This is a genomic window from Shewanella algidipiscicola (genome assembly GCF_003605125.1).
GTDB classification, from domain to species: Bacteria; Pseudomonadota; Gammaproteobacteria; order Enterobacterales; family Shewanellaceae; genus Shewanella; species Shewanella algidipiscicola.
The window spans coordinates 248,976-275,779 of sequence record NZ_QPQT01000003.1; the positions used below are offsets into that span (position 1 = coordinate 248,976).

At 40.0% G+C, this 26,804-nt stretch carries 21 protein-coding genes; all 21 read left to right on the forward strand.

Annotation, left to right across the window (positions count from 1 at the left end; genetic code table 11):
• Positions 1-23 precede the first annotated feature (23 nt).
• The 21 genes from DVO77_RS04785 to DVO77_RS04885 all read left to right on the forward strand — a co-directional run bounded on the left by DVO77_RS04785 (position 24) and on the right by DVO77_RS04885 (position 26,788).
• Positions 24-407, forward strand: a complete 384-nt coding sequence (locus DVO77_RS04785) for a hypothetical protein (protein WP_119977528.1) — start codon at positions 24-26, stop codon at positions 405-407.
• Complete coding sequence (locus DVO77_RS04790) at positions 400-3,393, forward strand: glycosyltransferase family protein (protein ID WP_119977529.1); 2,994 nt, start codon at positions 400-402, stop codon at positions 3,391-3,393. The genes DVO77_RS04785 and DVO77_RS04790 overlap by 8 nt, the downstream gene beginning before the upstream one ends.
• An 8-nt stretch (positions 3,394-3,401) precedes the next feature.
• Positions 3,402-4,121, forward strand: a complete 720-nt coding sequence (locus DVO77_RS04795) for a sulfotransferase family protein (RefSeq protein ID WP_119977530.1) — start codon at positions 3,402-3,404, stop codon at positions 4,119-4,121.
• Positions 4,122-4,132: 11 nt separating this feature from the next.
• On the forward strand, positions 4,133-5,248 hold the full coding sequence (gene gmd / locus DVO77_RS04800) for a GDP-mannose 4,6-dehydratase (protein ID WP_119977531.1): 1,116 nt from the start codon (positions 4,133-4,135) through the stop codon (positions 5,246-5,248).
• 84 nt (positions 5,249-5,332) lie between these two features.
• On the forward strand, positions 5,333-6,292 hold the full coding sequence (fcl, locus tag DVO77_RS04805) for a GDP-L-fucose synthase (RefSeq protein WP_119977532.1): 960 nt from the start codon (positions 5,333-5,335) through the stop codon (positions 6,290-6,292).
• A gap of 556 nt (positions 6,293-6,848) precedes the next feature.
• A complete protein-coding gene (locus DVO77_RS04810) occupies positions 6,849-7,574 on the forward strand; it encodes a hypothetical protein (RefSeq protein ID WP_119977533.1) in 726 nt (241 codons plus the stop codon).
• A gap of 17 nt (positions 7,575-7,591) precedes the next feature.
• On the forward strand, positions 7,592-8,500 hold the full coding sequence (locus DVO77_RS04815) for a hypothetical protein (RefSeq protein ID WP_119977534.1): 909 nt from the start codon (positions 7,592-7,594) through the stop codon (positions 8,498-8,500).
• A gap of 65 nt (positions 8,501-8,565) precedes the next feature.
• The gene (locus DVO77_RS04820) at positions 8,566-10,716 is read left to right on the forward strand and encodes a glycosyltransferase (RefSeq protein WP_119977535.1); all 2,151 of its coding nucleotides are present in this window, start codon (positions 8,566-8,568) and stop codon (positions 10,714-10,716) included.
• 7 nt (positions 10,717-10,723) lie between these two features.
• A complete protein-coding gene (locus tag DVO77_RS04825) occupies positions 10,724-11,488 on the forward strand; it encodes a glycosyltransferase family 2 protein (protein ID WP_119977536.1) in 765 nt (254 codons plus the stop codon).
• A gap of 114 nt (positions 11,489-11,602) precedes the next feature.
• The gene (gene cysD, locus DVO77_RS04830) at positions 11,603-12,508 is read left to right on the forward strand and encodes a sulfate adenylyltransferase subunit CysD (protein WP_119977537.1); all 906 of its coding nucleotides are present in this window, start codon (positions 11,603-11,605) and stop codon (positions 12,506-12,508) included.
• Between the two features lie 66 nt (positions 12,509-12,574).
• The gene (cysN, locus tag DVO77_RS04835) at positions 12,575-13,984 is read left to right on the forward strand and encodes a sulfate adenylyltransferase subunit CysN (protein ID WP_119977538.1); all 1,410 of its coding nucleotides are present in this window, start codon (positions 12,575-12,577) and stop codon (positions 13,982-13,984) included.
• Positions 13,985-14,143: 159 nt separating this feature from the next.
• Complete coding sequence (locus tag DVO77_RS04840; RefSeq protein ID WP_119977539.1) at positions 14,144-15,871, forward strand: SLC13 family permease; 1,728 nt, start codon at positions 14,144-14,146, stop codon at positions 15,869-15,871.
• A 135-nt stretch (positions 15,872-16,006) separates the two neighbouring features.
• Positions 16,007-16,639 carry an adenylyl-sulfate kinase gene (gene cysC, locus DVO77_RS04845; protein ID WP_119977540.1) on the forward strand — a complete coding sequence of 211 codons (633 nt, stop codon included), beginning with the start codon at positions 16,007-16,009 and terminating at the stop codon, positions 16,637-16,639.
• 131 nt (positions 16,640-16,770) lie between these two features.
• Positions 16,771-17,739: a DHHA1 domain-containing protein gene (locus tag DVO77_RS04850; protein ID WP_119977541.1), complete on the forward strand. Its 969-nt coding sequence runs from the start codon at positions 16,771-16,773 to the stop codon at positions 17,737-17,739.
• A 437-nt stretch (positions 17,740-18,176) separates the two neighbouring features.
• On the forward strand, positions 18,177-19,565 hold the full coding sequence (locus tag DVO77_RS04855; protein WP_119977542.1) for a phosphohexomutase domain-containing protein: 1,389 nt from the start codon (positions 18,177-18,179) through the stop codon (positions 19,563-19,565).
• 2 nt (positions 19,566-19,567) lie between these two features.
• Complete coding sequence (locus tag DVO77_RS04860; RefSeq protein ID WP_119977543.1) at positions 19,568-20,725, forward strand: glycosyltransferase; 1,158 nt, start codon at positions 19,568-19,570, stop codon at positions 20,723-20,725.
• A 328-nt stretch (positions 20,726-21,053) separates the two neighbouring features.
• On the forward strand, positions 21,054-22,022 hold the full coding sequence (locus tag DVO77_RS04865) for a Wzz/FepE/Etk N-terminal domain-containing protein (protein ID WP_373317405.1): 969 nt from the start codon (positions 21,054-21,056) through the stop codon (positions 22,020-22,022).
• Positions 22,022-23,347, forward strand: coding sequence for a flippase (locus DVO77_RS04870; RefSeq protein ID WP_119977545.1), 1,326 nt, complete (start codon positions 22,022-22,024; stop codon positions 23,345-23,347). The genes DVO77_RS04865 and DVO77_RS04870 overlap by 1 nt, the downstream gene beginning before the upstream one ends.
• Complete coding sequence (locus DVO77_RS04875; RefSeq protein WP_119977546.1) at positions 23,348-24,409, forward strand: nitroreductase family protein; 1,062 nt, start codon at positions 23,348-23,350, stop codon at positions 24,407-24,409.
• Positions 24,410-25,549: a polysaccharide pyruvyl transferase family protein gene (locus DVO77_RS04880; RefSeq protein WP_119977547.1), complete on the forward strand. Its 1,140-nt coding sequence runs from the start codon at positions 24,410-24,412 to the stop codon at positions 25,547-25,549.
• Positions 25,550-25,564: 15 nt separating this feature from the next.
• Positions 25,565-26,788, forward strand: a complete 1,224-nt coding sequence (locus DVO77_RS04885; RefSeq protein WP_162924146.1) for a hypothetical protein — start codon at positions 25,565-25,567, stop codon at positions 26,786-26,788.
• Positions 26,789-26,804: the final 16 nt, after the last annotated feature.

The window sequence follows — 26,804 nt, forward strand, 5'->3', positions numbered from 1 at the left end:
AATTAATATAAGAAGATAATCATATGCTTTACCAACAATTTGAACAAGCCATATCTCTAGTAAAGAAGCCGGAACAGAATCCAAAGTCATTGCAAGAAGTCATTGAAAAGATTGTTTGTGAAATGACTAAAAATGGTGCAAGCGGATCCACGTTGAAGTTATTTAAATATTTATTCCTTCGAACGCGCAGAAACTCCAATATTAGTTTTTTTAGTGATTCCGTATTTCACTCCTTAAAAGCGGATTTTCAGAGAGATCCATCGGATTTCACGTTAATGTTCGTCTATTCTCTGGCAATTTTTGAACGTGATTCAAATAGTTACTTACTTGAAAAGTTGCTGTTTTCAGCTTGGAAAAATAAAGCGGTGGTTGAAGAAGTATTGAGGGAATTAAAAGTATATGGATAAATTTGATGTAATAACTTCTTTCGCGTTTTTTGATGGCGTAATAAAAGAGCCTATCGAAAAAGCCCTAAAGAGCCATATTGATAACGATAGCATTCACTTAATCCATATTGTTACCGAATCAACTAAGCAAGCTATCAGACAGCATTTTAAGTACGCTGATCATGCTAAGGTACACATCATAGAAAGTGAGTCGCGGCCTACATTTCAAGTACTTATAGATTACAGTAATCAGCTTTTATACGCAGAGGATGCGCAATTCACTGCGCTAATTAACGGAGATGTCAGCTTCGCTGGAGCAACCGAGGTAGGAAAAGTAACCAATTTTTTTGAGCACAAAAATTTTCCAGATAGTGGGATGTTGGCACTCAGCAGACATGAGATTATTGATGGAGAATTGAAGCTTTATTTATACCTCGACAATGGACTCCCGAATTACTTATCGGCCGATGCATGGATCTTTAGACGTCCATGCATTTTAAAGCAAGACGCTTTCTATTTTATGGGGCAAATGAACTGCGACCTTATGTTAGCATCTGATTTAATGTCAGCAGGATACAAGCCAATAAATCCATGTTTAGATATTGTTATAATTCATCATGAAGATGAGTTTAAAAACGACACCTTTTACAGTGGTGAAAATCAGAAAGAAAGTAATATTGATGCTCAATATAAGTTTTTCGCTTCAAGACTAAATACCCATGGGGTAATGAGAGCAGTCCCATGGGTATCATGTTCATGGTTGGATTCTTACTACTCTGGTGAAGGGTATTATTTCAGTAGCAGAAAAGTAATGTGGTTGCTATTGAATAATGATGGTAATAACAATAATAAAAAGGTGAATTCACTTAAAGTTTTAGAAATTATCGCTGCTCATTATGGTATGCAAATTAATATTGTAGCGGAAGGCGAATTCGATACATCGTTCGTATCACTTTTCAAAGAAGTACTCAAAGAAAATAGTACAATCTATTTCCATTTCGTTCCTAATATAAATCGAATTATTGAAAATTCGCTATCAGGGACAGTTTCATGGTCTGATTCTTTCGTTTTGGTTAATGATATTTCTCGGCTGAGTGAAAATATACTCACTAGAACTCAAGAAATAATTATTGACTTAACTCAACTTGATGAACGCGTAAGGCTAGAGTGTAGCGCGAAGGATGTTCTCGGAGTCGATGTGAAATGGTGTTTGGACGGTAGGTATGGACCATCCTCTTCGGAGTTAATTAACTACGAACGCTATAAAATCAGGAAATGCTCATTCATCACTTCTATGTTTAGAACAGACGAGTTTATAGGTACATTTATCATCAACTGTAATCAGTTAGATAAGTACGGCGATATTGACCATTTCTATCTAATAACTAACCCAACGAAAGTGGAAGTACAGAGCATTAAGCGTGTACTTTGGGAGCAGCGAAATGCCATTTTCGTTTGGAACAGGCAAGATCCTGGGCTTTACGAATGCTGGAATATCGGTATTCGTATGTCCTCCACCGAATTCGTGTCCAATGCTAATGTGGATGACTTGCGAGATCCGGGGCATGTAAGTGTACTATTGCAGGATTTAACAACTAAGAATGATTATGCGTTCGCTGCCAGTGCACTTCATCCCTTTTACACTTTTTCGGGAGATTTGGACGCTCATAAAATAGAATGTCCTTGGTATAGCGACCAAGAGGGAACGGTTGACTTTCTTTCTTTGGCTAACGTTGAGGAAGATGCTAACGGTAGCTATGTCCTAAATCCGCACAACATTCCCCATTGCATGCCCATATGGCGACGCGACTTACACGATAAATACGGCTTTTTCGACGAAGCAAGGTACGGCACATTCGCTGACTGGGCGTTTTGGCTAAAGGTTACTAATGAAGATGAAGTTGGATATTTGAATGGACAGGGGCTAGGGTATTACTACGTAAATTTAGAATCACATAATAGACGTGGTGATAAACTGGCGGCCTTCCACAAGCAAGTAGAAGATGATTTCATTCCTTTTTTTCTGTATAAGCAAAATTCGAAGAAATTAGCCCCCCCCAGGAAATTAAATATTTTCGGTTCCGATTTACATTATGGAGAGCACAGAAACAGTTTTAACAAAATCGCAGAATCTTTGTCCCCTCTCGAAACTGATGGTGAGGGAGTGTTGCTTCTGCCATTTATTGAGCGATATTTTGTATGGGGTAATGAGCCGGGTGAGGCCGCATCGTCAACACCAAAATCTATACAAAAACCTTGGGTTGGCATCATTCATGTGCCCTTCTTTGCGCCATCATGGTTCCATACGCCGGTTTCACCGGAAGCTTTTTTTGAAACTGAGCTCTGGAAAAAATCGCTACCACACTGTAAAGGTATCATCACATTAAGTGACGACCTTAAAAGAGATGTAGAGTATCATTTACCGAGCGTTCCGGTTGTATCCTTACTGCATCCAACAGATTTTGATAACCTAAAGCCTTTCGACTTTGAGGTGTTCGCCATTGCACCTACCTTAGTACAGGCAGGAGATTGGCTTCGTAAGTTGCAAGCCATACATTTGATAAAAGCCGAAGGTTATCGCCGTGTAATGCTAAAAAAAACCTACACAGATGATTATCTTGCTAATGAAATTGCTACCTTTGGCAACAACATTGACCCCAATGTTGAAGTGTTCACTATGGTGCCAAATGATGAGTACGATGAATTACTTAGTAGTTCGGTCGTTATTTGTTGGTTATATGCGACGGCTGCGAATAATTTAGTATTGGAATGTATAGCCCGAAAAACACCGCTGCTGATAAACCCACTGCCGAGTGTGGTGGAATATCTGGGAGCCGACTATCCGCTTTACATAAACGACATGGATGAAGCTGAAGTAATGCTGGCGGACAAGGCGCGCATTAAAGAAGCGCACCTTTATTTAAGTAATGAGAGATTTCGCACGGATTTGTCGTATCAGACATTTTTTGAAAACTTCTTGGATTCTAAGTTTTATAATAATTTATAGGTTTTATTATGTGGAAACCGCTATTTATTTGTGGTTGCCCTCGTTCTGGAACGAGTGCATTAAGAAATGTATTTAACGCGGACCCTAGGTTTGCTTTAGGTATGGAAAGGTATTATTCAAGAGGGAGTACAACGTTTAGTTTAAAACGGGAGCACTTTAGTAAGTCGCGTTTTTATGATTTACAAGAGGGCGATACTTTTTGGGCGTCACTTGACAATTGTAGTAGTAATAAAAGTTATTTTGATGATTCCATTTATCGTGGTGATAAAATTCCACTTTTATATAAGCACTTACAATCATTATTTATTGAAATGCCCGATAGTACAGTGTTGTTTATTGTACGAGATATTTACGAAGTTGCGGCATCTTATAATGTTAGAGCTAAAGATGAAAATGATAGCTTATGGGCAAGAAATCAAGACTTTAAAGTTGCTGTTGATGACTGGAATGAGTCACTTGTACATTTTTACCAATCTTTTCAGGAGAGGAAAGAAAAGGTTATTCCTATTTTCTTCGACGACTTTTTTTCAAATGAAGCTGCGCTGGATGTAATATTCCGTAAATTAGGGTTAAATAACGAATACATTGACTTCGTGCCCTTTGTTAGTAAATACATTGATATAAAAACAAAGAAAAAAGATACAATACTTTCATATGAAGAAAAGAATTACATCTCTGAAAACGCAAACTTAAAACTTCTTGCATGGTTGAAAGAAAAATTTAAATAGAGAAACAAGAAATGAAGAAAGCACTAATTACCGGTGTAACCGGCCAAGACGGCTCTTATTTAGCCGAGTTTTTATTAGAAAAAGGTTATGAGGTACATGGCATAAAGCGTCGTGCATCTTTATTTAATACGGCGCGCGTTGATCACATTTATGAAGATCCCCACGTGGAAAATGCGCATTTTAAGTTGCATTATGGGGATTTGACTGATTCGTCTAACCTTATTCGTATCATGAAAGAGGTTGAACCTGATGAGGTGTATAACTTAGGCGCGCAGTCTCACGTTGCCGTTTCGTTTGAAGCGCCAGAATATACCGCTGATGTTGATGCCATGGGTACATTGCGCTTACTTGAAGCGATTCGCTTTTTAGGGTTAGAGAAAAAAACCAAATTTTATCAAGCGTCTACCTCTGAGCTTTATGGTGAAGTACAAGAGATACCGCAAAAAGAAACGACACCTTTCCACCCGCGTTCGCCTTATGCCGTTGCAAAAATGTACGCCTATTGGATCGCGGTGAATTATCGTGAGTCTTATGGCATTTATGCGTGTAATGGTATTTTATTTAACCATGAGTCGCCGCGCCGTGGTGAAACCTTTGTGACCCGTAAAATTACTCGTGCGATTGCGAACATAGCCCAAGGGCTAGAGCCGTGTTTGTATTTAGGTAATATGGATGCATTGCGCGATTGGGGTCATGCAAAAGACTATGTACGTATGCAATGGATGATGTTGCAACAAGACAAGCCAGAAGATTTTGTTATCGCCACGGGCAAACAAATTTCAGTGCGTGAATTTGTGCGTATGTCTGCTGAATACGCCGGCATAACTTTAGCCTTTAGTGGTGAAGGTGTCGAAGAAATCGCCACAGTTACAGCAATTACGGGTGATAATGCACCGGGTGTTAATGTAGGCGATGTTATTGTAAAAGTGGATCCGCGTTATTTTCGTCCAGCCGAAGTAGAAACCCTGCTTGGCGATCCGACTAAGGCGAAAGAAAAATTAGGCTGGATACCAGAAATTACCGTAGAAGAAATGTGTGCTGAAATGGTCGAGCATGACTTAAGCAAAGCCAAACAGCATGCGTTGCTTAAGCACCATGGTTATGAGGTATCAGTAGCAAAAGAATAATTCACCTATATTGTTTGTTATTGCATACGTTAAGGGGCCTATATTTTTTAGCCCCCTTAGTTCTGTGCGAATTAAGGTTTTGTTATGAAAAGAATTTTTGTTGCTGGCCATCGAGGCATGGTCGGCTCGGCGATTGTTCGCCAGTTAGAAGCGCGTGGCGATGTTAATGTCGTTACAATGACGCGTAGTGAATTAGATTTAACCTCTCAAGCTGCTGTAGCTGCATTTTTTGCTACGGAAAATATTGATCAAGTGTACCTCGCTGCTGCTAAAGTTGGTGGAATACACGCGAACAATACCTATCCAGCTGAGTTTATTTATGAAAACTTAATGATCGAGTGTAATGTTATTAATGCTGCGTATCAGTCGGGAGTGAAAAAGTTATTATTTTTGGGTTCTTCTTGTATCTACCCTAAACTTGCATCGCAACCGATGGAAGAGACGGCATTATTAACCGGGACGCTGGAAGAGACTAATGAGCCTTATGCGGTTGCTAAGATCGCAGGGATAAAGCTTTGTGAGTCTTATAATAGGCAATACGGTGTTGATTATCGCAGTGTCATGCCGACTAATTTATACGGACCGCATGATAACTTTCACCCTGAAAATTCACATGTAATTCCTGCCTTATTGCGCCGCTTTCATGAAGCTAAACTACGGGGTGACAAAGAAGTAGTCGCTTGGGGAAGTGGTAAACCCATGCGAGAATTTTTGCATGTTGATGATATGGCTGCTGCGTCGATTCATGTTATGGAGCTCGAACAGGCGGTTTATAGTGCTAATACTGAGCCGATGTTAAGCCACATTAATGTTGGGACTGGAGTTGATTGCACCATACGCGAGCTGGTCGAAACAGTTGCCAAGGTTACCGGTTTTGAGGGGGAGATTGTTTGGGATGAGTCCAAACCTGATGGTGCACCGCGCAAACTGATGAATGTTGAGCGCTTGTCGGCTTTAGGTTGGCAATACCGATATAGTTTAGAAGAAGGGTTGCTCGATGCTTATCGGTGGTTTTTAGATAACCAGCATACTTTTCGTGCGTGATGCTTTTTAAAGGACAGCCTCGCGTCAGGTCATTTTGATTACGTATTGTTGTAATTATCTGTGTATCAGCTGTCGCAGAACCGTTATTACATAGTCATATGTGCCTTGAAAAAGGCACGATAAAGTCGTGATCGATTCTATCCAGTGATTTCAATTGATTCAGTAATCATAAATTTGTTGGTCTGGGTTGGTTTGGTATATAAGGTTTAAAGTTACAAAACAATAGACAGCACCTGATGAATGCGTTTTAAAAATAAAACGCGAGATACTAGGTTTAAGTGGTTAAGCCTAAATGCATTAGGAATTGAGTTAGTGCACAAAGTTACAAATACTGGTAGTTTTTCAAGCTTTTTTATTATGGTAGCATGTGCGCGAAGAATACTTTTTTAACCCATTATGGTGTTGTTGCTTGTTTTCTGACCGCCCGAATTCAGATAGCGCATCTGCCTAGCTTGCAAGTGGATTATGGCAAAGAGTATTTTCTTGGCATTAATATCCAAGTAGATTCAGTGTTACGTTGAGTAAAAAAGCACCTCATTAATATATAGAAGATGACATGAATATAGACAGTGATGAATCAAAGCAGATAATTGAAGATATTTGTTATTTAGAAAATTTAATTGACACTGAAAAAACTCAATTTAGACAGGCAGTTGCTACAAAGCTGGCTAATGCTGAGTCAATTGACGACAAAGCAGAGGTCATAGTTGATGAGGTGGCTCTAGTTTTAGCAACCATGTCGGCTCGTATTTCGGTGATTGAAAAGGTTCTTACTAGCGATGAAAAGATAAGCCCAAATACTGTGTTGTCACAGAAAAAAACGAGCTCTAAAGTTGAGGTAAATAACACTGCATTGCTCGATGAAGTTAAGCTGTCAATTGTTGATATAGGTAAGCGTAATGACTTATGGCATTTAACGCATACGCCAGACAATAAGCCATATTATGCACTTGCACCAAATAGTAAAGTAAATTTTGTATTGCCGATAAACAGAAAAATAAAGCAAACGCTAGCGGTCGATATTATCCAAGCTAAGCCCCACGGCTTATTAAATGGTGTTCAATTTCATATCGATGGCCATAAACTGAAGCATAAAGTTAAAACTGTTGACGGCATTACACGCTTAATATGCTACCTACCAAAAAGTAAAACGGGTAATACCACTTATGTAACAGTCATTTTGCCTGATAGTAATGGCGATGAGTACAAATTTATGATGTCAGATGTTAATTGTGTGCCTAAATTATCGCTGTCTTCTTTTGCACAAAAACTTGTTAATTAATGTTTTCAGAGAATGAAATGGAGACTAATTTTGATGTTTTGACGCAGCGTGCAATCACTCTCCATGTTGGCTTACCTAAAACAGCAACCACCACTATACAAAACGCGTTGTTTGCTAATGCTGAACTACTCAAGAGTCATTATGGTATTGATTATTGTAAGGACTTGTGTGGTTTAGCTGACGTAAATTGCACGGGGCATCACCCTCTGGCTTGGGCTGAATTTTTACCTACTCATTCTCACTTTAAACCAATAGATACTGCACTTGTTAAGGCTCGTTTTAAGGTGCCAGGTAATATTTTGCTCAGTTCTGAATGGTTTTCTATGGCAACAACAAAGCAATTATCTATAACTCTCGAAAAATGGGATCTGCCTTCAGACCGCCGTGTGCTTTTAATTTATCGCAATGAATTTGATCATATTAGATCTAGCTGGTTACAAGCCATCAAAATGGGGTTGTGTTTCTTGTCTCTTCAAGAATACTATTTGCAGCGTTATAAGCCTTGGCGTTCGCCGATATCAATGAAAGTAAAGAAGTGGGCTGATCTTGGCTTTGCTGTTGAGGTGATGTCATTCGATGAGTTAAAAACTGCTGAAAATGATATGACGTTAGAAATTTTGAATAAGCTCTATGGTATCAAAGTGGATAAGAAATTGTGGGTCAATGTTGAAGCGAGTAATGTATCACCGCCACGAGTTGCTGTTAACTTGTACCGAAAACTGATTACGCTGGTTAAACGTTTTTATCCTTCCTTGACTTCCAATTGGTCTGAAGCAGAGTATCATGTAGCACATGATAAATTGTGTCGTGTTTTAGCTTGGCTACCTTTGAAAGACAGAAGATATGATGAAGAGGAAGCCAATGTTCGTCATGATCTGGAAATGCAGCCTCATTTTTATGATTATCAAAAAGACAGTGTAAAATAATTAAGTCATTTTTTCTTCAATAAGGCCGTGGCTTAATTTGAAAACTTTAATTCTGGAAGTTTAATTTGTTAGATAAAAATATTAGCCTGGCATGGCCAAAAATCAGTGTAGTTACCCCCTCTTTTAATCAAGGTAAGTATATAGAACAAACCATTTTATCTGTGATTGAACAACACTACCCTAATATTGAGTATATTGTTATTGATGGTGGGTCTAATGATGAAACCAATCATATTTTGGCTAAATATGCCGATACTATAGACTACTGTGTTAGTGAGCCGGATAAGGGGCAAAGCCACGCAATTAACAAGGGCTTCGCTGTTGCAACGGGAGATATTTTTTGCTGGTTAAACAGTGATGACCAGTTTGCGCCAGATGCACTTAAATCAGTCGCACTAGCATATTTAGAAAAGAAAGCGGATGTTATTGCTGGTATTTGTGAAGTTTATCAAGATGATAAACTAGTGCATCGCCATTTCACTTCTTGTCAGGATGGTCCTCTTCCTCTAAATGAAATTCTAGACTTGGATAATGGTTGGAATGCAGGTCAGTTTTTTTATCAACCAGAGGTGTTTTTCACTCGTGAACTTTGGCAAAAAGCCGGTGGCGCGGTGAATGAAGATTGTTTTTATAGTATGGATTACGAATTGTGGTGCCGTTTTGCATTACATCAAGCGAATTTGGTCGGCATTGGCGTTCCATTGGTGCATTTTAGGATGCATAGTGAGCAAAAAACGGCTGATGAAGCTGCGTTTAAGTCTGAGCTTATTAACGTGCGGGATCGATTTCTGCTCGAACACAATATTAATTGGACGCAAAGTGAAAGGCCTCCAGTTAATTGGTCTCGTAAGTTAAAAGTCGCCTTTATTAATGACTTAGGCTATAAATTTGGTGCTGGTACGGCTCAATTACGCATTGCTGGGGCTTTTGATTTAGCTGGGCAGGACTGCAGTGTGTTTGATTTGCTTACTTATCAGCAGGCGGACGGGAGTTATCGATGTTTATTTGGGAAAGTTGCTGAATTTGACCCTGATGTTGTCATTTTTGGAAATCTTCATGCTATTACTCCCAATGATATTTCAGTGCTAAAAAGTATCGAACAGTTATATCCCACGTATTGGCTTACCCATGATTTCTGGTTGTTAACAGGGCGCTGTCCATACCCTTCTAATTGTACTAAATATATAACTGGTTGCGACTCCGATTGCCCAACCAAAGACGCTTATCCTGTCATAGCGAGTGACGACATTGCCAGAAGTTGGCAAAGTAAGCACGAATTTTTGTCTGCAACCAACCAGTTAACGATTCTTGCTAATTCAGAGTGGTCTAAAAGCTTTATTGATAACGCCTTGCCTAAAAATACATCAGCTCCAACTGACTTGATTAGGCTTGGGGCCCCTGTTGAGATATTTAAACCCCAAGATAAGTGGGAAGCAAAAAAGCAGATTGGAGTTGAGAAAAATTCATTTACTATCGCCTTTAGCGTTTCTTCATTAAGTGATTTACGTAAAGGTGGGGATTTGTTACTAGGTGCTTTGAAACTCCTCAGTGATATGAATATTACTTTATTGCTTATTGGTCGTTTGGACGTTGATTGGGAGTTCCCTAATGTTAAATGCATCTCACTTGGCTACATAGATAATGTAAAGCAACTCGTACTTGCTTTAAATGCTGCTGATCTTTATGTTGGCCCAAGTCGTGAAGAAACATTTGGGCAAGTTTTTATTGAGGCTGCACTGTGCGGTACGCCAAGCCTAGGTTTTAGTGCTAGCGGTGTAACGGATGCCATCATTGACAATGTCACTGGTTTTAAGCTCGAATCTCAAACCGCTGAGGCTCTCGCTGCGGCTATTGAAAGCCTTTACCTATCGCCAGATACTTGTTTACGAATTGCAGAGTTAGCGCCTATTTATGCAAGAGCTTTTTATTCTTTAGAGGCGAGTTATCGCACCTTTTTTAACGTGCTTGATCGACAAAATGTGATTGATACTTGTAAGGCTCCCCATAAAATTAGTTTTAGTGCTACCAGTGATTTGATTGCTAATTGCACTAAAGGTTGGGTGGCATTATCGTGGTTTGATAACTTAAACTGGAAGCTACGTGGGGTGACTACTAGATTGATAGGATGTTTTTCTCCTGAATTTACATCTAAAGTGCGTCAAAGCTTGCCTAAATGGCTAGAGAAGAGAGTTATGATTTGGCTTTTAGGGAAATAATTAGTTCATGAATAGCAAGCCTCTTATTACTGTGGTCGTTCCATCTTATAATCAAGGGCGCTTTCTTGAATGCAATCTTGAGTCAATATTTGCACAAGATATTCCTGTTGAAGTTTTTGTTATAGACGGTGGTTCAGACGATTGTTCGCTTGAGATTATTAAGAAGTATGAGCATAAGTTGGCGGGTTGGCGCAGCCACCCTGACAATGGTCAGTCTGCTGCGATTAATGAAGGGGTGAAACTTGGGACTGCTCCCTATGTTTGTTGGCTTAACTCTGATGATTTTTTCTATCCTAATGGTTTGAAAGCATTACTTTTAAAATTAGAAGCGGCCCCCTTATCTCCTTTTGCTTACGGCCGCTGCTGGACAACTGATAGTTTGGGCCGCCAACTAGCAAAGTACCTTACGCTGCCCTTTATTCCTTATTTATTCGCTAATTATTGCTTTATTTGCCAACCCGGTACGTTAATTAGAAGAAGCAGTTGGGAGCAAAACGAAGGGCTAAATGAGCAGTTGCAGATGGCAATGGACTATGATTTATGGTGGCGGTTGTTTAAGTCTTCTGGAAAACCGATTTACATCGACCATATTGTCGCTGCAACTCGAACACATAATGATGCTAAGACCTTAAACAATATTGATGTGCATTATCTAGAATCAAAAAAATTAGTTAGACGTTATTGGGGCAGGTTGCCTCTTAAGTGGTATTTGTCTTTGCCATTGATGAAAATCATACGTCGAATTGAAAAAATATCATACAGAAAGAATTAGGTTTTATTTAGAATTAAGATTTCAGTTTTGCTTATTTTTTATCATATGGCCCTTGTTTTTTGTTTTTTACTTTTGCTCATAATGAGTGACTTTTACATTTAAAATGGAATAGGTATGCGACAATATTTAACTCATCTAAAGCAGTTAGAAGCTGAGTCAATTCAAATTATGCGTGAAGTTGCCGCAGAGTTTGATAATCCTGTGATGCTGTATTCAGTTGGCAAAGATTCTTCTGTACTGCTGCATTTGGCTCGAAAAGCCTTTTATCCAGGTAAGCTCCCGTTTCCATTAATGCATGTCGACACCAATTGGAAATTTAAAGAGATGATCGCATTTCGCGATGAGACTGCTAAGAAATATGGTTTTGAGCTGATTGTTCACAAAAACCCACGTGGTATACAGATGAATATTTCACCTTTTACTCATGGTAGCGCTAAACACACCGATATCATGAAGACAGAAGGACTCAAGCAAGCTCTTGATATGCATGGCTTTGATGCGGCTTTTGGTGGGGCTCGTCGTGATGAAGAGAAGTCTCGTGCAAAAGAGCGTGTTTATTCTTTCCGTGACAATAAGCATCGCTGGGATCCGAAGAATCAACGCCCTGAGTTATGGAACATCTATAACGGCAAGGTCGATAAAGGCGAAAGCATTCGTGTGTTCCCCTTATCCAATTGGACTGAGTTAGATATCTGGCAATACATCTATCTTGAAGGCATTGATATTCCATCTCTTTATTTAGCCGAGCCTCGCCCTGTGGTGAAGCGTGGTGGCACGTTGATTATGGTTGATGATGAACGTATGGAACTCGAACCAGGGGAAGAAGTCGTACACAAGATGGTGCGTTTTAGAACTTTAGGGTGTTATCCGCTTACTGGTGCTGTGGAGTCGCAAGCGACGACATTACCTGAGATTATTCAGGAGATGCTGCTGTGTACAACATCTGAGCGTCAAGGGCGAGTGATTGACAATGACTCAGCTGGTTCGATGGAAAAGAAAAAGATGGAAGGCTATTTTTAGGCTGCCGCTCCACAACCGTATAAATGCCTTAAGTGTGCCGTTCACCTACAGAATATGAGAAAGACCATGACAACAGAACAGACGTTATTGCAAACCGATATTGAATCCTATCTTAAGCTGCATGAAAACAAAGATATGTTACGTATCTTGACTTGCGGCAGTGTCGATGACGGTAAGTCTACCCTTATTGGTCGTTTGCTGTTTGATAGTAAAATGATTTTTGAAGATCAGATGGCGGCTATTGAGAAAGACTCAAAGCGTTTTAATACCACTGATGATGCGTTTGATTTGGCATTGTTGGTCGATGGTTTGCAATCTGAGCGTGAGCAGGGGATCACCATTGACGTAGCCTATCGCTATTTTGCTACCGAACAGCGTAAATTTATTATTGCCGATACTCCTGGTCATGAACAATATACCCGTAACATGGCGACAGGTGCATCGACTTCGGATTTAGCCATTATTCTTATCGATGCTCGCCACGGTGTGCAGGTGCAGACACGGCGTCATAGCTTTATTTGTTCGCAATTAGGCATTAAACATGTGGTGATCGCTATTAATAAGATGGACGCTGTCGATTATGATCAAGGCGTTTATCAAAAAATTAAGCTGGAGTATCGTGAGTTCGCCAAATCATTAGCTTTTGAAGACATCCGTTTTGTGCCTATTTCTGCTTTAAAGGGCGATAATGTAGTCAATGAAAGTGACAATATGCAGTGGTACCCCGGTTCTACGTTGTTGAAGTTGCTTAATACTGTTTCTGTTACACGAGATGATAATGCTTCATTTCGTTTTCAGGTGCAGTATGTTAATCGTCCAAACCTTGATTTTCGTGGATTTTGCGGAACAATCTCCTCGGGAGATATTCGTGTTGGCGATAATCTTATCGCCTTGCCATCTGGTAAAGAAAGCAAGGTTAAGTCAATTGTTACTTTTGATGGTGAGCTTGAAAAGGCATCAGCAGGTATGGCTGTTACCCTTACGTTAACGGATGAAATTGATGTAAGTCGCGGAGATATGTTAGTTAGACCCCACGATCAACCATCTTCATCAAGCCATTTTGCGGCCGATGTAGTATGGATGGCGGAAGAGTCGTTACATTTAGACCGTGAATACGCTATCAAAATGGGTAGTAAATCAGTCTACGGTTATGTCGATGCAGTAAATTATAAAGTTGATGTAAATACACTTGAACAACAATCTGCTCAGCAACTTGTATTGAATGAAATGGGTAATTGTTCTTTTACGGTAACATCTCCTGTGCAGTTTGATTCGTACCGTGACAATCGTACGACCGGCTCGTTTATTATCATTGATAGGTTAACAAATGTTACCGTAGGTGCCGGGATGATCAGTAGTGCCATTGATGGAAGTGATAAGAAAGTTAATGAATATTCAGCGTTTGAGATTGAAATGAACGCATTGGTCCGTAAACATTTCCCACATTGGGGGGCTAAGGATATTTCAAGGTGTTAAGATGTTTTGATGGGCGGATAATGACTCCACTTTAAGTAGTATGATAGAAATGGAACTCGCTTACAGCAATTAGCAAGTTTGTTGTAAGCGTTTTTTGTTTTATCAACTCTTAGAGATAACCTAAAGATTGCAGATTATAATCCGATCAATAAGAAAAATATGCCATTAAATACTTATATAACAGTAGCCATTTTTGTTCTCACTATTGTTGGTTTGATACGTTATCAGCGTAAACCTGCTGCAGTTTTAGGAAGTGCGTTACTCGCTTTATCTTTATTGGGGATAGTAAGTAAAGAACAGTTACTCAATAGTATGGTTAACCCTGGATTAGTGACGCTTATTTTGCTTATCTTATGTTCTTTTGTACTTGAAAAAACCCATTTTTTGCGTGTTATTGCTTCGAAGGTAATTGTCTGCAGTTATACATCGACTTGGATTCGCTTATTTGGCGTAACGGCATTGTGTTCAGCTTTTCTGAATAATACTGCTGTTGTGGCAACGCTCATCTCTCCTATTCGTAATAATCCACATCATACAGCCAGTAAACTCTTATTGCCCTTATCTTATGCCGCTATTTTAGGTGGTACACTGACGTTGATAGGCACTTCAACTAACTTAATAGTGAACAGTTTATATATTGATGCGACAGGCAATGGGTTAGCCTTTTTTTCTTTTACTGCTTTAGGGGGGATATTGGTTATCGGGTGTGGAATTACCTTGTATTTCACTTCTAAGTGGCTACCGAATGTTGAGGTGAACGAACTTGATTTTAAAGGCTACTTTATCGATGCAAAAGTTAAACCTGGGTCCGATTTAATTGGGCGCTCTGTTGAGTCAAATGGTTTACGCCATTTAGAGTCTTTGTTTTTAGTTGAAGTCGTGCGAAAAAATCGGCTTATCACGCCTGTAAGCCCGAGTGAGGTTTTGCAAGAAGATGACAGATTGGTGTTTAGTGGTGATATTACTAAGGTGATGCAAATTAGTCAGTTTTCAGGTCTAGAGTTGTTTGCCGATAAAAATGGGCTACTAGGGACTAATCTCAATGAGGTTGTTGTGAAAGAAGAGAGTGTTTTAGTTGGTAAAACACTAAAATCTGCGGGATTCAGAGCGCTATTTGATGCTGCTGTTGTCGCAATTAGTCGCGATGGCGCACATATTTCAGGGAAATTAGGTGAAGTCGTTATTAAAGCGGGAGATTTTTTAATTTTAGCTGTCGGTAATGATTTTAGTTCACGACGAAATTTGACTAAAAACTTCATTATTCTTAGTGGTGTATCTCCTGAAAGCAGAATTAATGGGGTCAAAGCTTGGGGAGTAACAATAGGTTTTATCGCTGTTGTTGCACTTAGTGCATTAGATTTTATAGACATGCTGCTTGGTTTGCTGGCGCTTTTAGGAGCGTTCATTTTTAGCCGCTGTCTCACCGCCAATGAAGTTGTTAGGCGTTTCCCTATTGATATTTGGATAGTGGTGACTGCGGCTATTTTGATGTCTCAGGCTCTAGTTAATGCTGGTGTTGATACTATCATTGCCCAATGGGTATCGGGATTTACTAGTTTGGGGCATGCATACATCGGATTAGTGTTAGTGTATTTGTTAACTTGGGTGTTGACTGAGTTGGTAACGAATAATGCCGCTGCTGCGTTAATGTTTCCGATAGCCTATAGCATTGCTTTGGGATTTGGTGTTGATGTAATGCCATTTGTTATGACCGTAGCCTTTGCGGCCAGTGGTAGCTTTATGAGCCCTTATGGTTATCAAACAAATTTGATGGTTTTTAATGCTGGTCAATATAGATTGATCGATTTTATCAAAGTAGGTCTACCGGTGAGTCTAGTGTATGGCATTATCGTATTAACGGCCGTACCGGTATTTTTCCCGTTCTAAAATCAAAGAGATGGCAAGCTAGGTTATGTCATTGGAGAAAAGATGTGGGGCTCTGAGTCATATTATACTGGAAACTAGATGTTGCGAGATAATATCAATTTAAAACGTTACCTTTATTATTGTTAAGGATTGGACATGTCACCTTATAAAATCGTAGAAAGTGATGATAAATCCACTGATTTGATGTGGCACCTTGCTAGCGTGTCGCATCAAGACAGGGTTGCAGCTAATGGCCATCAAGGGGCTGTTATGTGGTTCACAGGCTTAAGCGGTTCGGGAAAATCAACACTTGCGAATGCGGTTGATAAGATACTACATGAAAGAGGAGCCAGTACCTATGTGCTTGACGGTGATAATGTACGTCATGGTCTGAATGGTGATTTAGGTTTTTCAGACAACGACAGAGTCGAAAATATTCGCCGTATCGGTGAGGTGTCTAAATTATTTGTCGATGCTGGCTTGCTAGTTTCTTCTGCGTTTATTTCGCCGTTTGCCGAAGATAGAACCATGGTGCGGAGGTTACTCGGTGATAAGAAATTCGTTGAGGTCTTTGTGGATACCCCACTTGAAGAGTGTGAATTACGTGATCCCAAAGGTTTATATAAGAAAGCCCGTGCTGGTGAGATAAAAAACTTTACTGGTATTGATTCGACCTATGAACGTCCTATCAGCCCCGAAGTACATATAAAGACCGCTGAGCAATCCATCGAGGTAAATGCTTTGCAAGTAGTCGATTATTTGAAAGACAATGGCTATCTCAATTTTTAGAGCCGTTCGTTTTATTATGGATAATCTGCTTTAGCTAGGTTTCACCATATTGAACTCGCTTCAGGGGGCTGTATTTTTTCTTTAGCTTGCGACTCGAAGCTTTTAAGCAAATAGCTTCTTTTAAGGAATTTATGAATTACGATATTTTTAATGGTGATGCCGATGGTATTATTGCATTGCTGCAACTTCGATTAGCTAATCCTATAGAGAGCGAGCTGGTGACAGGCGTTAAGCGTGATATTGACTTGCTTACAAAGCTTACTCGAAACGTCAAACTGGTTAAAGGGGATAAACTTACAATTCTAGATATTTCCATGAAGAAAAACCAAGCCGGTTTAATGAAAGCTCTTAATGATGGGATAAGTGTTTTTTATGCCGATCATCACATAACGGGTGAGATTCCAGTGAGTAAGCATTTAAGTGCACATATCGACTTGGATGCTAACATCTGTACGGCTTTGATTGTCGATAAGCTGCTGAATCGGAAATATCACCATTGGGCTATTACTGCTGCTTATGGTGATAACCTAATTGGAGTTGCTGATAATTTATCTAAAGTTGCAGGCCTGACACTTGAGCAAGCGCGTTTTTTAAATGAGTTAGGTACATTGATTAACTACAACGGCTATGGCTCTGATATTACAGATCTTCATTACCATCCTGCCGAACTGTTCGCTGAGTTATTGAAGTATGAATCACCTTTTGACGTAATTGCAGAGTCAAACTCTCCATTTTATAAGTTACAAGATGCATACCAAACAGATATGACTCAGGTTGAGTCTATCTCACCAATGTATCAAGCTGATAAATTGTTTATCATTGAGCTTCCAGATGAAGATTGGTCACGTCGTATTAGTGGCGTTTACTGTAATGCTCTTGCCAATAAAAACCCACATGCTGCTCATGTAGTATTAACAAAAAATAATGATGGACTGTCATACACAGTTTCATTACGTGCGCCACTTTCAAATAAATTTGGCGCCGGTGATATCTGTAGTCAGTTTGATACTGGTGGAGGTAGAGCTGCGGCCGCTGGGATTAACACTCTACCTATAGATAAGATACAGCAACTGATCAACGTTATTGAAGCTACCTACTGAGTGGAAGAAAGGTTGGCAAATGAATACAATAGAAACAGAAGTTTGAACAATAATTGGAGTCATTAGTTTAAAAGCTCTTTCAACATGATTGCTGCCAAATGTAAACTTGTTTAGATAGTATTTCCTTAATCAGGTATGCGAATTTTTATCAATCTTAGATTATGAATATCCAATTTGGTCTGCCAATATATTAAACGGATAAGTCAATAGGTTGTGAGTTTTTGGGGTTGTTGATGCAGTTTTGAATGAGAAGCGATTAAATTTGCTGGTGTGAAGTATTGCATTGGTGGCGAATAACGAAAGTGCTAGTTGTTAATTATTTTTATGACATCAAAAGCTTCTGTTATATGGCTATTTAAAACCCAGATAGCAAATAGTAATAAGTTTATAAAATGCATGCATATGTTAAATCACAGAATATAGATTAGGACTGTTAGATGTTAGAAGAATTAACTTGTTTTAAAGCGTACGATATTCGCGGGAAGCTAGGTGAAGAACTCAACGAAGATATTGCTTATCGAATTGGCCGAGCGTTTGGTCAAGTATTAGTGAGGGAAGGCGGTGAGTTAGGCTCTAAAACAGTAGTGGTCGGGGGGGATGTTCGGCATACCTCTGAGACGCTTAAAAATGAACTGGCAAAAGGACTTTGTGATTCAGGGGTTAATGTTCTCGACATCGGGTTGACGGGTACCGAAGAGATTTATTTTGCAACGAAATATTTGAATCTTGCCGGTGGCGTAGAGGTGACAGCTAGTCATAACCCATTAGATTATAATGGCATGAAATTAGTTAGAGAAGATTCAAAACCTGTTAGCGGGGATACGGGGCTTTTTGAAATTAAACATTTAGCAGAGCTAAATGAATTTGCAGATGTTGATATCAAAGGGGCGCTGAGTCAGAGAAGTAACTTACCAGCTTATGTTAATCACTTGATGACGTATATTAACGCTGAAAATATTACCCCCTTAAAGATAGTTGCTAATTCTGGTAATGGTGCGGCTGGTCATGTAATCGATGCATTAGAATTATTATTTAATGAGTTAAATATTCCGATAGAGTTTATCAAAGTACATCATCAACCCAATGGTGACTTCCCCAACGGGATCCCCAATCCTTTGTTGCCTGAGTGTCGGCAAGATACCTCAGATGCTGTGAAAAAGTTTGACGCAGATATGGGCATCGCATGGGATGGTGATTTCGACCGCTGTTTCCTTTTTGATGAAACGGGTGAGTTTATAGAGGGATACTATATTGTTGGTTTGTTAGCCGAGGCTTTTTTACAAAAAAATGCAGGAGCAAAAATAATCCATGATCCTCGATTAACTTGGAACAGTATCGATGTCATTGAGCAAAATGGCGGTTTACCGATTATGTCTAAGACAGGACATGCATTCATCAAAGAACGCATGCGGGAAGAAGATGCCGTTTATGGTGGCGAGATGAGTGCTCATCATTATTTTAAAGATTTTTCCTATTGCGACAGTGGTATGATTCCATGGTTACTTGTTGCTGAACTATTATGTGTAAAAAATAAGCCTTTATCGGTATTGGTTAAAGAACGAATCGCTGCATTTCCATCTCCCGGTGAGATTAACTCAGCTGTTAAAGATGCCGATCTTGCAATTGAACGAGTTTTGCATAAATACATTGATTTAGCCATCAATGTAGATAGGACTGATGGTATAAGCCTTGAGTTTAATACTTGGCGTTTTAATTTAAGAAAATCAAATACAGAGCCATTATTAAGACTTAATCTAGAAACTCGAGGTGACAAAGAATTGATGGAACAAAAAACTAACGAGTTACTCGAGATAATACGAAGCTAAAAATGAAATCAATCTTACACATTGGCAAGTTCTACCCTCCATTTTATGGAGGGATTGAAAACTATATGTCGGAATTGTTACCTTTAACCAAGGGCTCTGAATATCGAGTTTCAGCTTTGGTTCATCAACATAAAATTACGCCATATAGTGATAATGAAACGATAGAGGGAGTTAAGATATATCGCGCAGCTTGTTTTGGCAGTCTGATGTTTGCTCCTATTAGCCCTTGGTTCTTAAGAGATGTTAATCATTGTCTCAAACTTGAACAGCCTAACGTTATCCATATTCATATGCCAAACACTTCAGCTTTCTGGCTATTATTAAGTGCAGAAGCCAGGAAGTGCTCTTGGGTGGTTCATTGGCACTCTGATGTGGTGGGTGACAAGCCAAAATGGTTTATCAAAATGTTGTATCCGATGTATCGAATATTTGAAAAGGCGGTGCTTAAAAGGGCTGAACGCATTATTTGTACATCGCCAAGTTATTGTGACTCCAGCAAGCCTTTAGCTAACTTTCGCGCTAAAGTGACAATAATCCCTTTGGGCTTGCCTCGATCTAATTCTAAGACAAGTTTAATTAGGGCAAGTGAGGAGCAAAAGCTTAGAATTCTCGTTGTAGGAAGGCTTTCTTATTATAAAGGTCACAGGGTATTATTTGACGCTATTGCTTCTTTACCGGAACCCGTTCAACGCTGTATTGAGGTAAAGGTAGTAGGGAGAGGTGAGTTATTTCAAGAGCTTAATCATCACTTGAATCGACTTGGAATTAATTGTGTTCAAATGTTGGGTGGAGTAAGTGAGCAGCAACTTAATGATTGTTATGCTTGGTGTGATTTACTCTGCCTCCCTTCGATTGAAAGAACTGAAGCTTTTGGTTTAGTGATATTGGAAGCTGCCCGTCAAGCAAAGCCAGCGTTAGTGACCGATGTGCAAGGCTCTGGTATGGGCTGGGTTGTCCAAAATGATAAAACTGGCTGGGTCGTACCTTCAAAATCGCCTTCGGCAATAGCGGAAAAGTTAATAAAACTGTGTGAACAGCCTAAAGTTTGTAGTGATTACGGGCAGGCTGCTTTGAAACGTTTTGAGTCAAATTTTTCCATCGAAAGCGTAGCTCAACAGACATTAGATCTTTATGAGTCTATCTTTGCTGATAAAAAATAATGTGGTATTGGGCCTATGGTCAAGTTAGTGGTGTTTGTGTTGCAGGCAATATATGTTGTAAAATTTTACGCTATTTACTCAGAGGTTTTCAGTTTTTAAGCGGTGTTACCTTTTGTAGCTAGTTGTAGAGGTTTTCATCTATTTAGCGAAACCTCAATTTTGTAGCATTTCCATTGCTTTAAATTTGTGTGGAAAGCCGCTATCATGCGTCTCTGTTGCCTTTTGGTGCCGTTGTGAACGTAAATACCTAGGTATTTACGCTTGCTGCGCACTTCAGGTTAGTCTGACTTACTTCTTAGATAGATTAGTGTGTAAATTAATGAATAATATGTCACCTCAAGTTCCCCAAGAGCCTAATGTATCTGCTTCTGGCTATGCCATTCCCCCAACAGCTAATGAGATAGATTTACGAGCGCTTTTCTCGGCCGTCTGGGACGGAAAGTGGTTGATAGTGGCAGTCACCTCTGTTTTTGCTATTGCCTCTGTCGTGATAGCCCTGATGCTGCCTAATATCTATAAGTCTGAAGCCTTGTTGGCTCCGGCGAACGCTGAGCAGCAGGGCGGGCTCGGCGCACTGGCATCTCAATTTGGTGGTTTAGCTAGCATGGCTGGCTTGAATTTAGGCGGCGGAAGCAGTGTCGATAAGACTCAACTTGCGATCTCAGTGCTTAAGTCGAGGCAGTTTGCCAATAGCTTTATTGAAAAGCATGACATTTTACCTCAGCTTATGGCGGGTGAATCCTGGAATCAAAATGATGATTCATTAACCTATGACCTAAGCCTATATGATAGCAGCAGCAAGTTGTGGGTCAGAGAGGTTGAAGCGCCGAAGCAACCTAAGCCTTCGCCGCAGGAAGCGTATAAAACCTTTGCTGAAATTGTTGAGGTTCAAGTTGATAAGGATACCGGTTTAATTCGAATTTCTGTTGAACATCTCTCGCCCTCTATTGCCCAGCAGTGGGTTACCTGGCTGGTTGAAGATATCAATGCCGAAATGAAGCAGAGAGAGGTCGCTGAGGCGGTAAAGAGCAGTGAGTTTCTTGAAAAACAGATTAGCGAGACCCATGTGGCCGATATTCGCACCGTACTGTATCAGCTCATTGAAGAACAGACTAAAACCATTATGTTTGCCGAGGTGCGTGATGAGTATGTTTTTAAAACGATCGATCCGGCCATCGTCGCCGAAGAGAAGTTTAAGCCCAAACGTGCCTTAATCTGTATTGTAGGTACCCTGTTTGGCGGTTTCTTGGCGTGCCTGTTTGTTTTTATTCGATTTTTTTTACATAAAGCAGATTAATGACGCCATTTATTAAGAAGGCACTGGCTAATACCTCCTGGCTGGTGTCTGAAAAAGTGATCTCCATGTCGGCTAACTTGCTGGTTAGCTTAGCGTTGGCGCGCAGTCTCGGGCCAGAAGGGTTTGGGTCATTAAGTTATCTGATTGCACTGGTTGCTTTAGTTGCGCCTTTGGCGGCATTAGGCCTGAATGCCATCATTACCCGGGAGTTAGTTAACGACCCTGATAACCGTGATAAGATCATTGCCAGCGCTACCTTTTTTAGATTAATTGGGGCGTTAACCGGTACACTCGTTTGTGTTTTGCTTGCCGTTAATGGTTGGGGGGTGTCGTCCGATGTCGCCAGCCATGGCTTAATACTGCTTGCGATTGCAAACATATTTTATGCCTTTAATGTGTTAGAGTTTTGGTTTCAGGCTCAGGTCGCTGCTCGTCAGGTTGTGCGTATGAGGTTGAGTGTTATCCTAATATTTGCCTCATTAAAGCTTGTTGCCGTTGCTATGAGCGCAAGCTTATTAACGATAGTTGCCATTTTCGCCGCCGAAACCCTAGTGCTGGGTATTGGTTTTGTTGTTATCTACTCTTTTTATGCTTCACCCATTCGTGTTTCAAGTGTTGATTTTTCCTATGGACTCGGCCTGTTAAAGCAATCTTACTGGCTGATTTTGTCGGGAATTGCGGCGGTTATCTACCTTAAAGTCGATCAGGTGATGCTTGAAAATATGGTCGGGACCGAAGCTGTCGGTATTTACGCTGTCGCTGCTAGGCTGTCTGAGGTGTGGTACTTCTTTGCCGATGCCGTTGTCATTACGCTTTTTCCGGCGCTATTGGCGCTAAAGAAGAAGCAGTTATTTGACGCTTACCAAGTAAAGTTACAGCAGATATCTGATCTGCTGTTTGTGTGTGCATTCATCATCGCCATTGCGGTAAGCTTGGTCGCTAAGCCTGCCATTGTCATCCTGTTTGGACAGGAATATCTGCAATCTGCGTTTATTTTACAGCTGCATATTTGGGCTGGGTTATTTATCTTTATGCGGGCATTGGTGAGCAAGTGGCTTCTGAGCGAACATTTACTTGCTTTTTCGTTGCTGAGCCATGGCTTGGGTGCGGTGATTAATGTGATCGCAAACCTTATGCTTATTCCCCTGTATGGTGCTAAAGGCGCGGCGATTGCGACCGTTTTTTCCTATTTCATCGCATCGTACATCGCGTTTTGGATAAGCCCTAAAACAAGGGACATCGCGCGTATTATGTCCCGTTCTTTATTACTTCCATTTACACTTGGGCATCGTTATTGGCCTAAGCAGACCAACGAGATTTCTTGAATGAAGCAAGCTCTTGTAAAACTATTGCCGAAAAATACCATTTCGACACTCAAAAGCAAGGTGGACAATGTCGATTTAATGTTCATTCGTCTGTTTTCTAAAAATGGTTTTTTAGCCTCTTTTTACTATACGTTTTTCAGTCGTCAGTTTTACCGTGAACACAAGGCGGTACTGGATGGCAGACTGGCTTATGAGCACTCTTTAGCCTTGATAGGTAAGAGCTGTATATTATTACGTAGAAATATCCATCGGCTCGAGAAAGGGTTGATCATGCAGCCCAGAAGAGAGATTTTCGCCGACGGATATATTCTTGAGACGGTTGAGTGTTATAACGCTGCCATCAACAGTACTGAGTTATGTAGTGATGAAAAAAAATGGGCAACAGATGTGTTAACCCGTTATTTTGAAGTTGTGGGACATAACAGTAAAATTGATAAGGCTAGGGCCATCTTCACCTCCCAGACTACTGCTGACTCAGAGACACTCAGTGTACCCTATGCTTATAAAGATCTGCCTGATTGCCCGGTTGATTTTGATCAGTTGTTAACGCTGTTTCAACGTCGAAGATCTGTGCGTTGGTATCAGGACAAGTCGGTAGACATCGCCGATATTCGTAAAGCCGTCAATGCCGCGAGTCTCGCTCCGTCTGCTTGTAATAGACAGCCATTCGAGTTTCATGTTGTTAATGACAGTGATAAAGCCACCGATATTGCCAACTGCGCCATGGGTACTGTTGGTTTTTCAGATAATTTACCCTGTATCATTGCTATTGTCGGTAACCTCAATGCTTACCCTGCTGAACGTGACCGTCATATTATCTACATTGATGCTTCATTAGCCAGTATGCAACTCATGTTATCTCTTGAGACACTGGGACTATCAACTTGCTCTATCAATTGGCCGGATGTTGAACAACGTGAAAAAATGTTAAGTAAAAAATTAAATCTTAAATATCATGAGCGAGTCGTCATGTTACTTGCCGTCGGATACGCAGATCATGAGGGTGGGATCCCATTCTCACAGAAGAAAAGTGACAGTTTGTTAGTTAAGGAAGTTAAGTAGATGATGATCGAAATTAAGGGTTCTCAATTCGTTAATAAAGGTGCCGAGTTAATGGTGCATGCTGTGATTGAACAGATCAAAGCGAATTGGCCTGATGCGGAACTTGTGATGGCGACAAACCCCAACTCACCTTATGTTGAACGTGCCAAGTTGGGCGCTTATCAGAAGCTTTCTATTCGTAAAAATATTATTGATCTAAATTTTATCAGCTATAAATTACCAGTAAAATTCAGAACTTGGCTGAAGCATAAGTGGGGAATCGTCACTGAGGCTGACATCACTCATGTTTTCGATGCGTCAGGTTTTGCTTATGGTGATCAGTGGGGCAGTTTAACGATTAAAGCGTTAGCCGGTGAGATTATTCGCTCTAAGGCTCATGGGCAAAAGTATCTATTCTTACCTCAGGCATTGGGCCCTTTTACCCGAAGCAAAGATTTGAGTTACCTTAAAAAAGCACTGCCACAAGCCGATCTGATCTGTGCCCGTGAAGAGACCAGTTACCAACATGTTAAAGGTATTGTCGGAGAAAACAGTAACTTGCACCAGTTCCCGGATTTTACCAATCTGGTCACGGGTGTTTTACCTGACTATTTTGTTAATGGTGATCAGAAAGTACTGATCATCCCTAACAGTAATATGGTGGGTAGTCGTAATAATCAATCAGCATGGAAAAGTAATTATCTCAGAGTGTTACAAGATGCCGTTGCGATGATCCGTGAACTTGGCTTACAGCCTGTTTTGCTTAACCATGAAGGTGCGGGTGACGGTGCTATCTGTGAGCAAGTTAATCAAGCTTGCGGTGGCGACTTAGAGTTAATTCATGAAACCGATCCATTAAAAGTGAAGGGGATTATCGGTGCCAGTCATGGCGTTATCTGTTCTCGTTTTCACGGTTGTGTGAGTGCGCTTTCTCAGGGGGTGCCATGTTTAGGAACCAGCTGGAGCCATAAGTATGAACGCCTGTATGAAGAGTATCTGCAGTCTGAATGTTTAATCACACCAGAGATCACCGCAGAGCAGCTAAGAGAAGCCTTCAGCACTGCTAAGCAGTTAGCTTGTGGTGAAAAGCAAGTTAAAGCTAGAGATCATTTTAAACAACAGTCCAAAGATATGTGGAAGACTGTTTTTCAACGTGCTTAGAAGATAATATTGCTGATGCCACTTCCTAACTATAAAGATAGAAACTCTTTGTTTATGTATTCTATCTTTATTTTCTTTATTTTCATTGGACCTTCAATTAGTTTAGGTCCTTTGAAAATGTATCATTTCTCTGTTGGGGTAATACTGGCTGTTGCATTTTTTTCATGCCTAAAATTCATGCATGTCGCCAAGGAGGAATTGCTCTCTTTTCTGCTTTTATTAGCCTTTTTATCTGTTTTGTTTATTAAACACCTTGCATTCGATACTATCGATTCTCGATATTTCTTATATGTCTTCTATTTCTTTGTAACTTATTTTGTATTTACTTTTTCACGGCAAGCTCTACATCGTCTAGGGCTGGAAAGAGTTGCTGAAATAATTATTTTTGTGTCATATCTGAACTTTGCCGTAGCCTTTGTTGAGTTACTTCTTGGGGTTAGTATATTTGGGTTGAATCCACTGAATGGTGATTTTCAAAATGCCTCATCTCTATGGGGAAATGTTAACTCTAATGCAATCTGTCTTTTATTTTCATCCGTTGCTGTTTATTATTCAGGTAAGAAAGGGCATTATTTCTATTTGACCATATTGTTAATTGCCTATTGTTTGGCTATTCATTCCAAACTTGCTCTCATGGCAACTTTAGGGCAAATGTGTTTCTTACTTATGGCAAATAGTAACAAGGCTAGGGTTTATTTTTTAATTTTTTCCGTGATTGCAAGTACTATTGGTGTTGTGTTTTTGTCTAATCACCTTGAGTCTCTTATTGAAGCGGTGTCTAGAGCATGGCATTTTTTGGCGAATACTCAGGAGTTAAAGTCTGTAGTCGAGAGTGGCTCTTTAGAGTCTATTGCGGTGCGAGCTTATGCGTTAAGTGAAATGATCAAAATAGTCAATGACTTTGGTTTATTAGACTTTATGTTTGGTGTCGGTTTTGGAATAATTAATATTTCATTTTATAATGAAGTATGGATGAAAACAGTATCACATTTTCCTCCACACTTTTTTTATATGGAAATGCTGATTTATTCTGGACTTAGCTTTTTTATATTTTATTTTTTGCAATTTAAAATTCTGTCTGGAAGGTTTGCTTTGAAGTATGTTTTGATTTTATCGCCTTCATTGCTTTCAATTATATCTGTTAGTTCAGCGGTATATTTTACACCGTATTACTTCTTTTTAGCATTAATTGTATATTTGAGTACTGTTAACAGTAAACGGGATTTTAGTCAGGCATGAGTAGAAACATTATTTT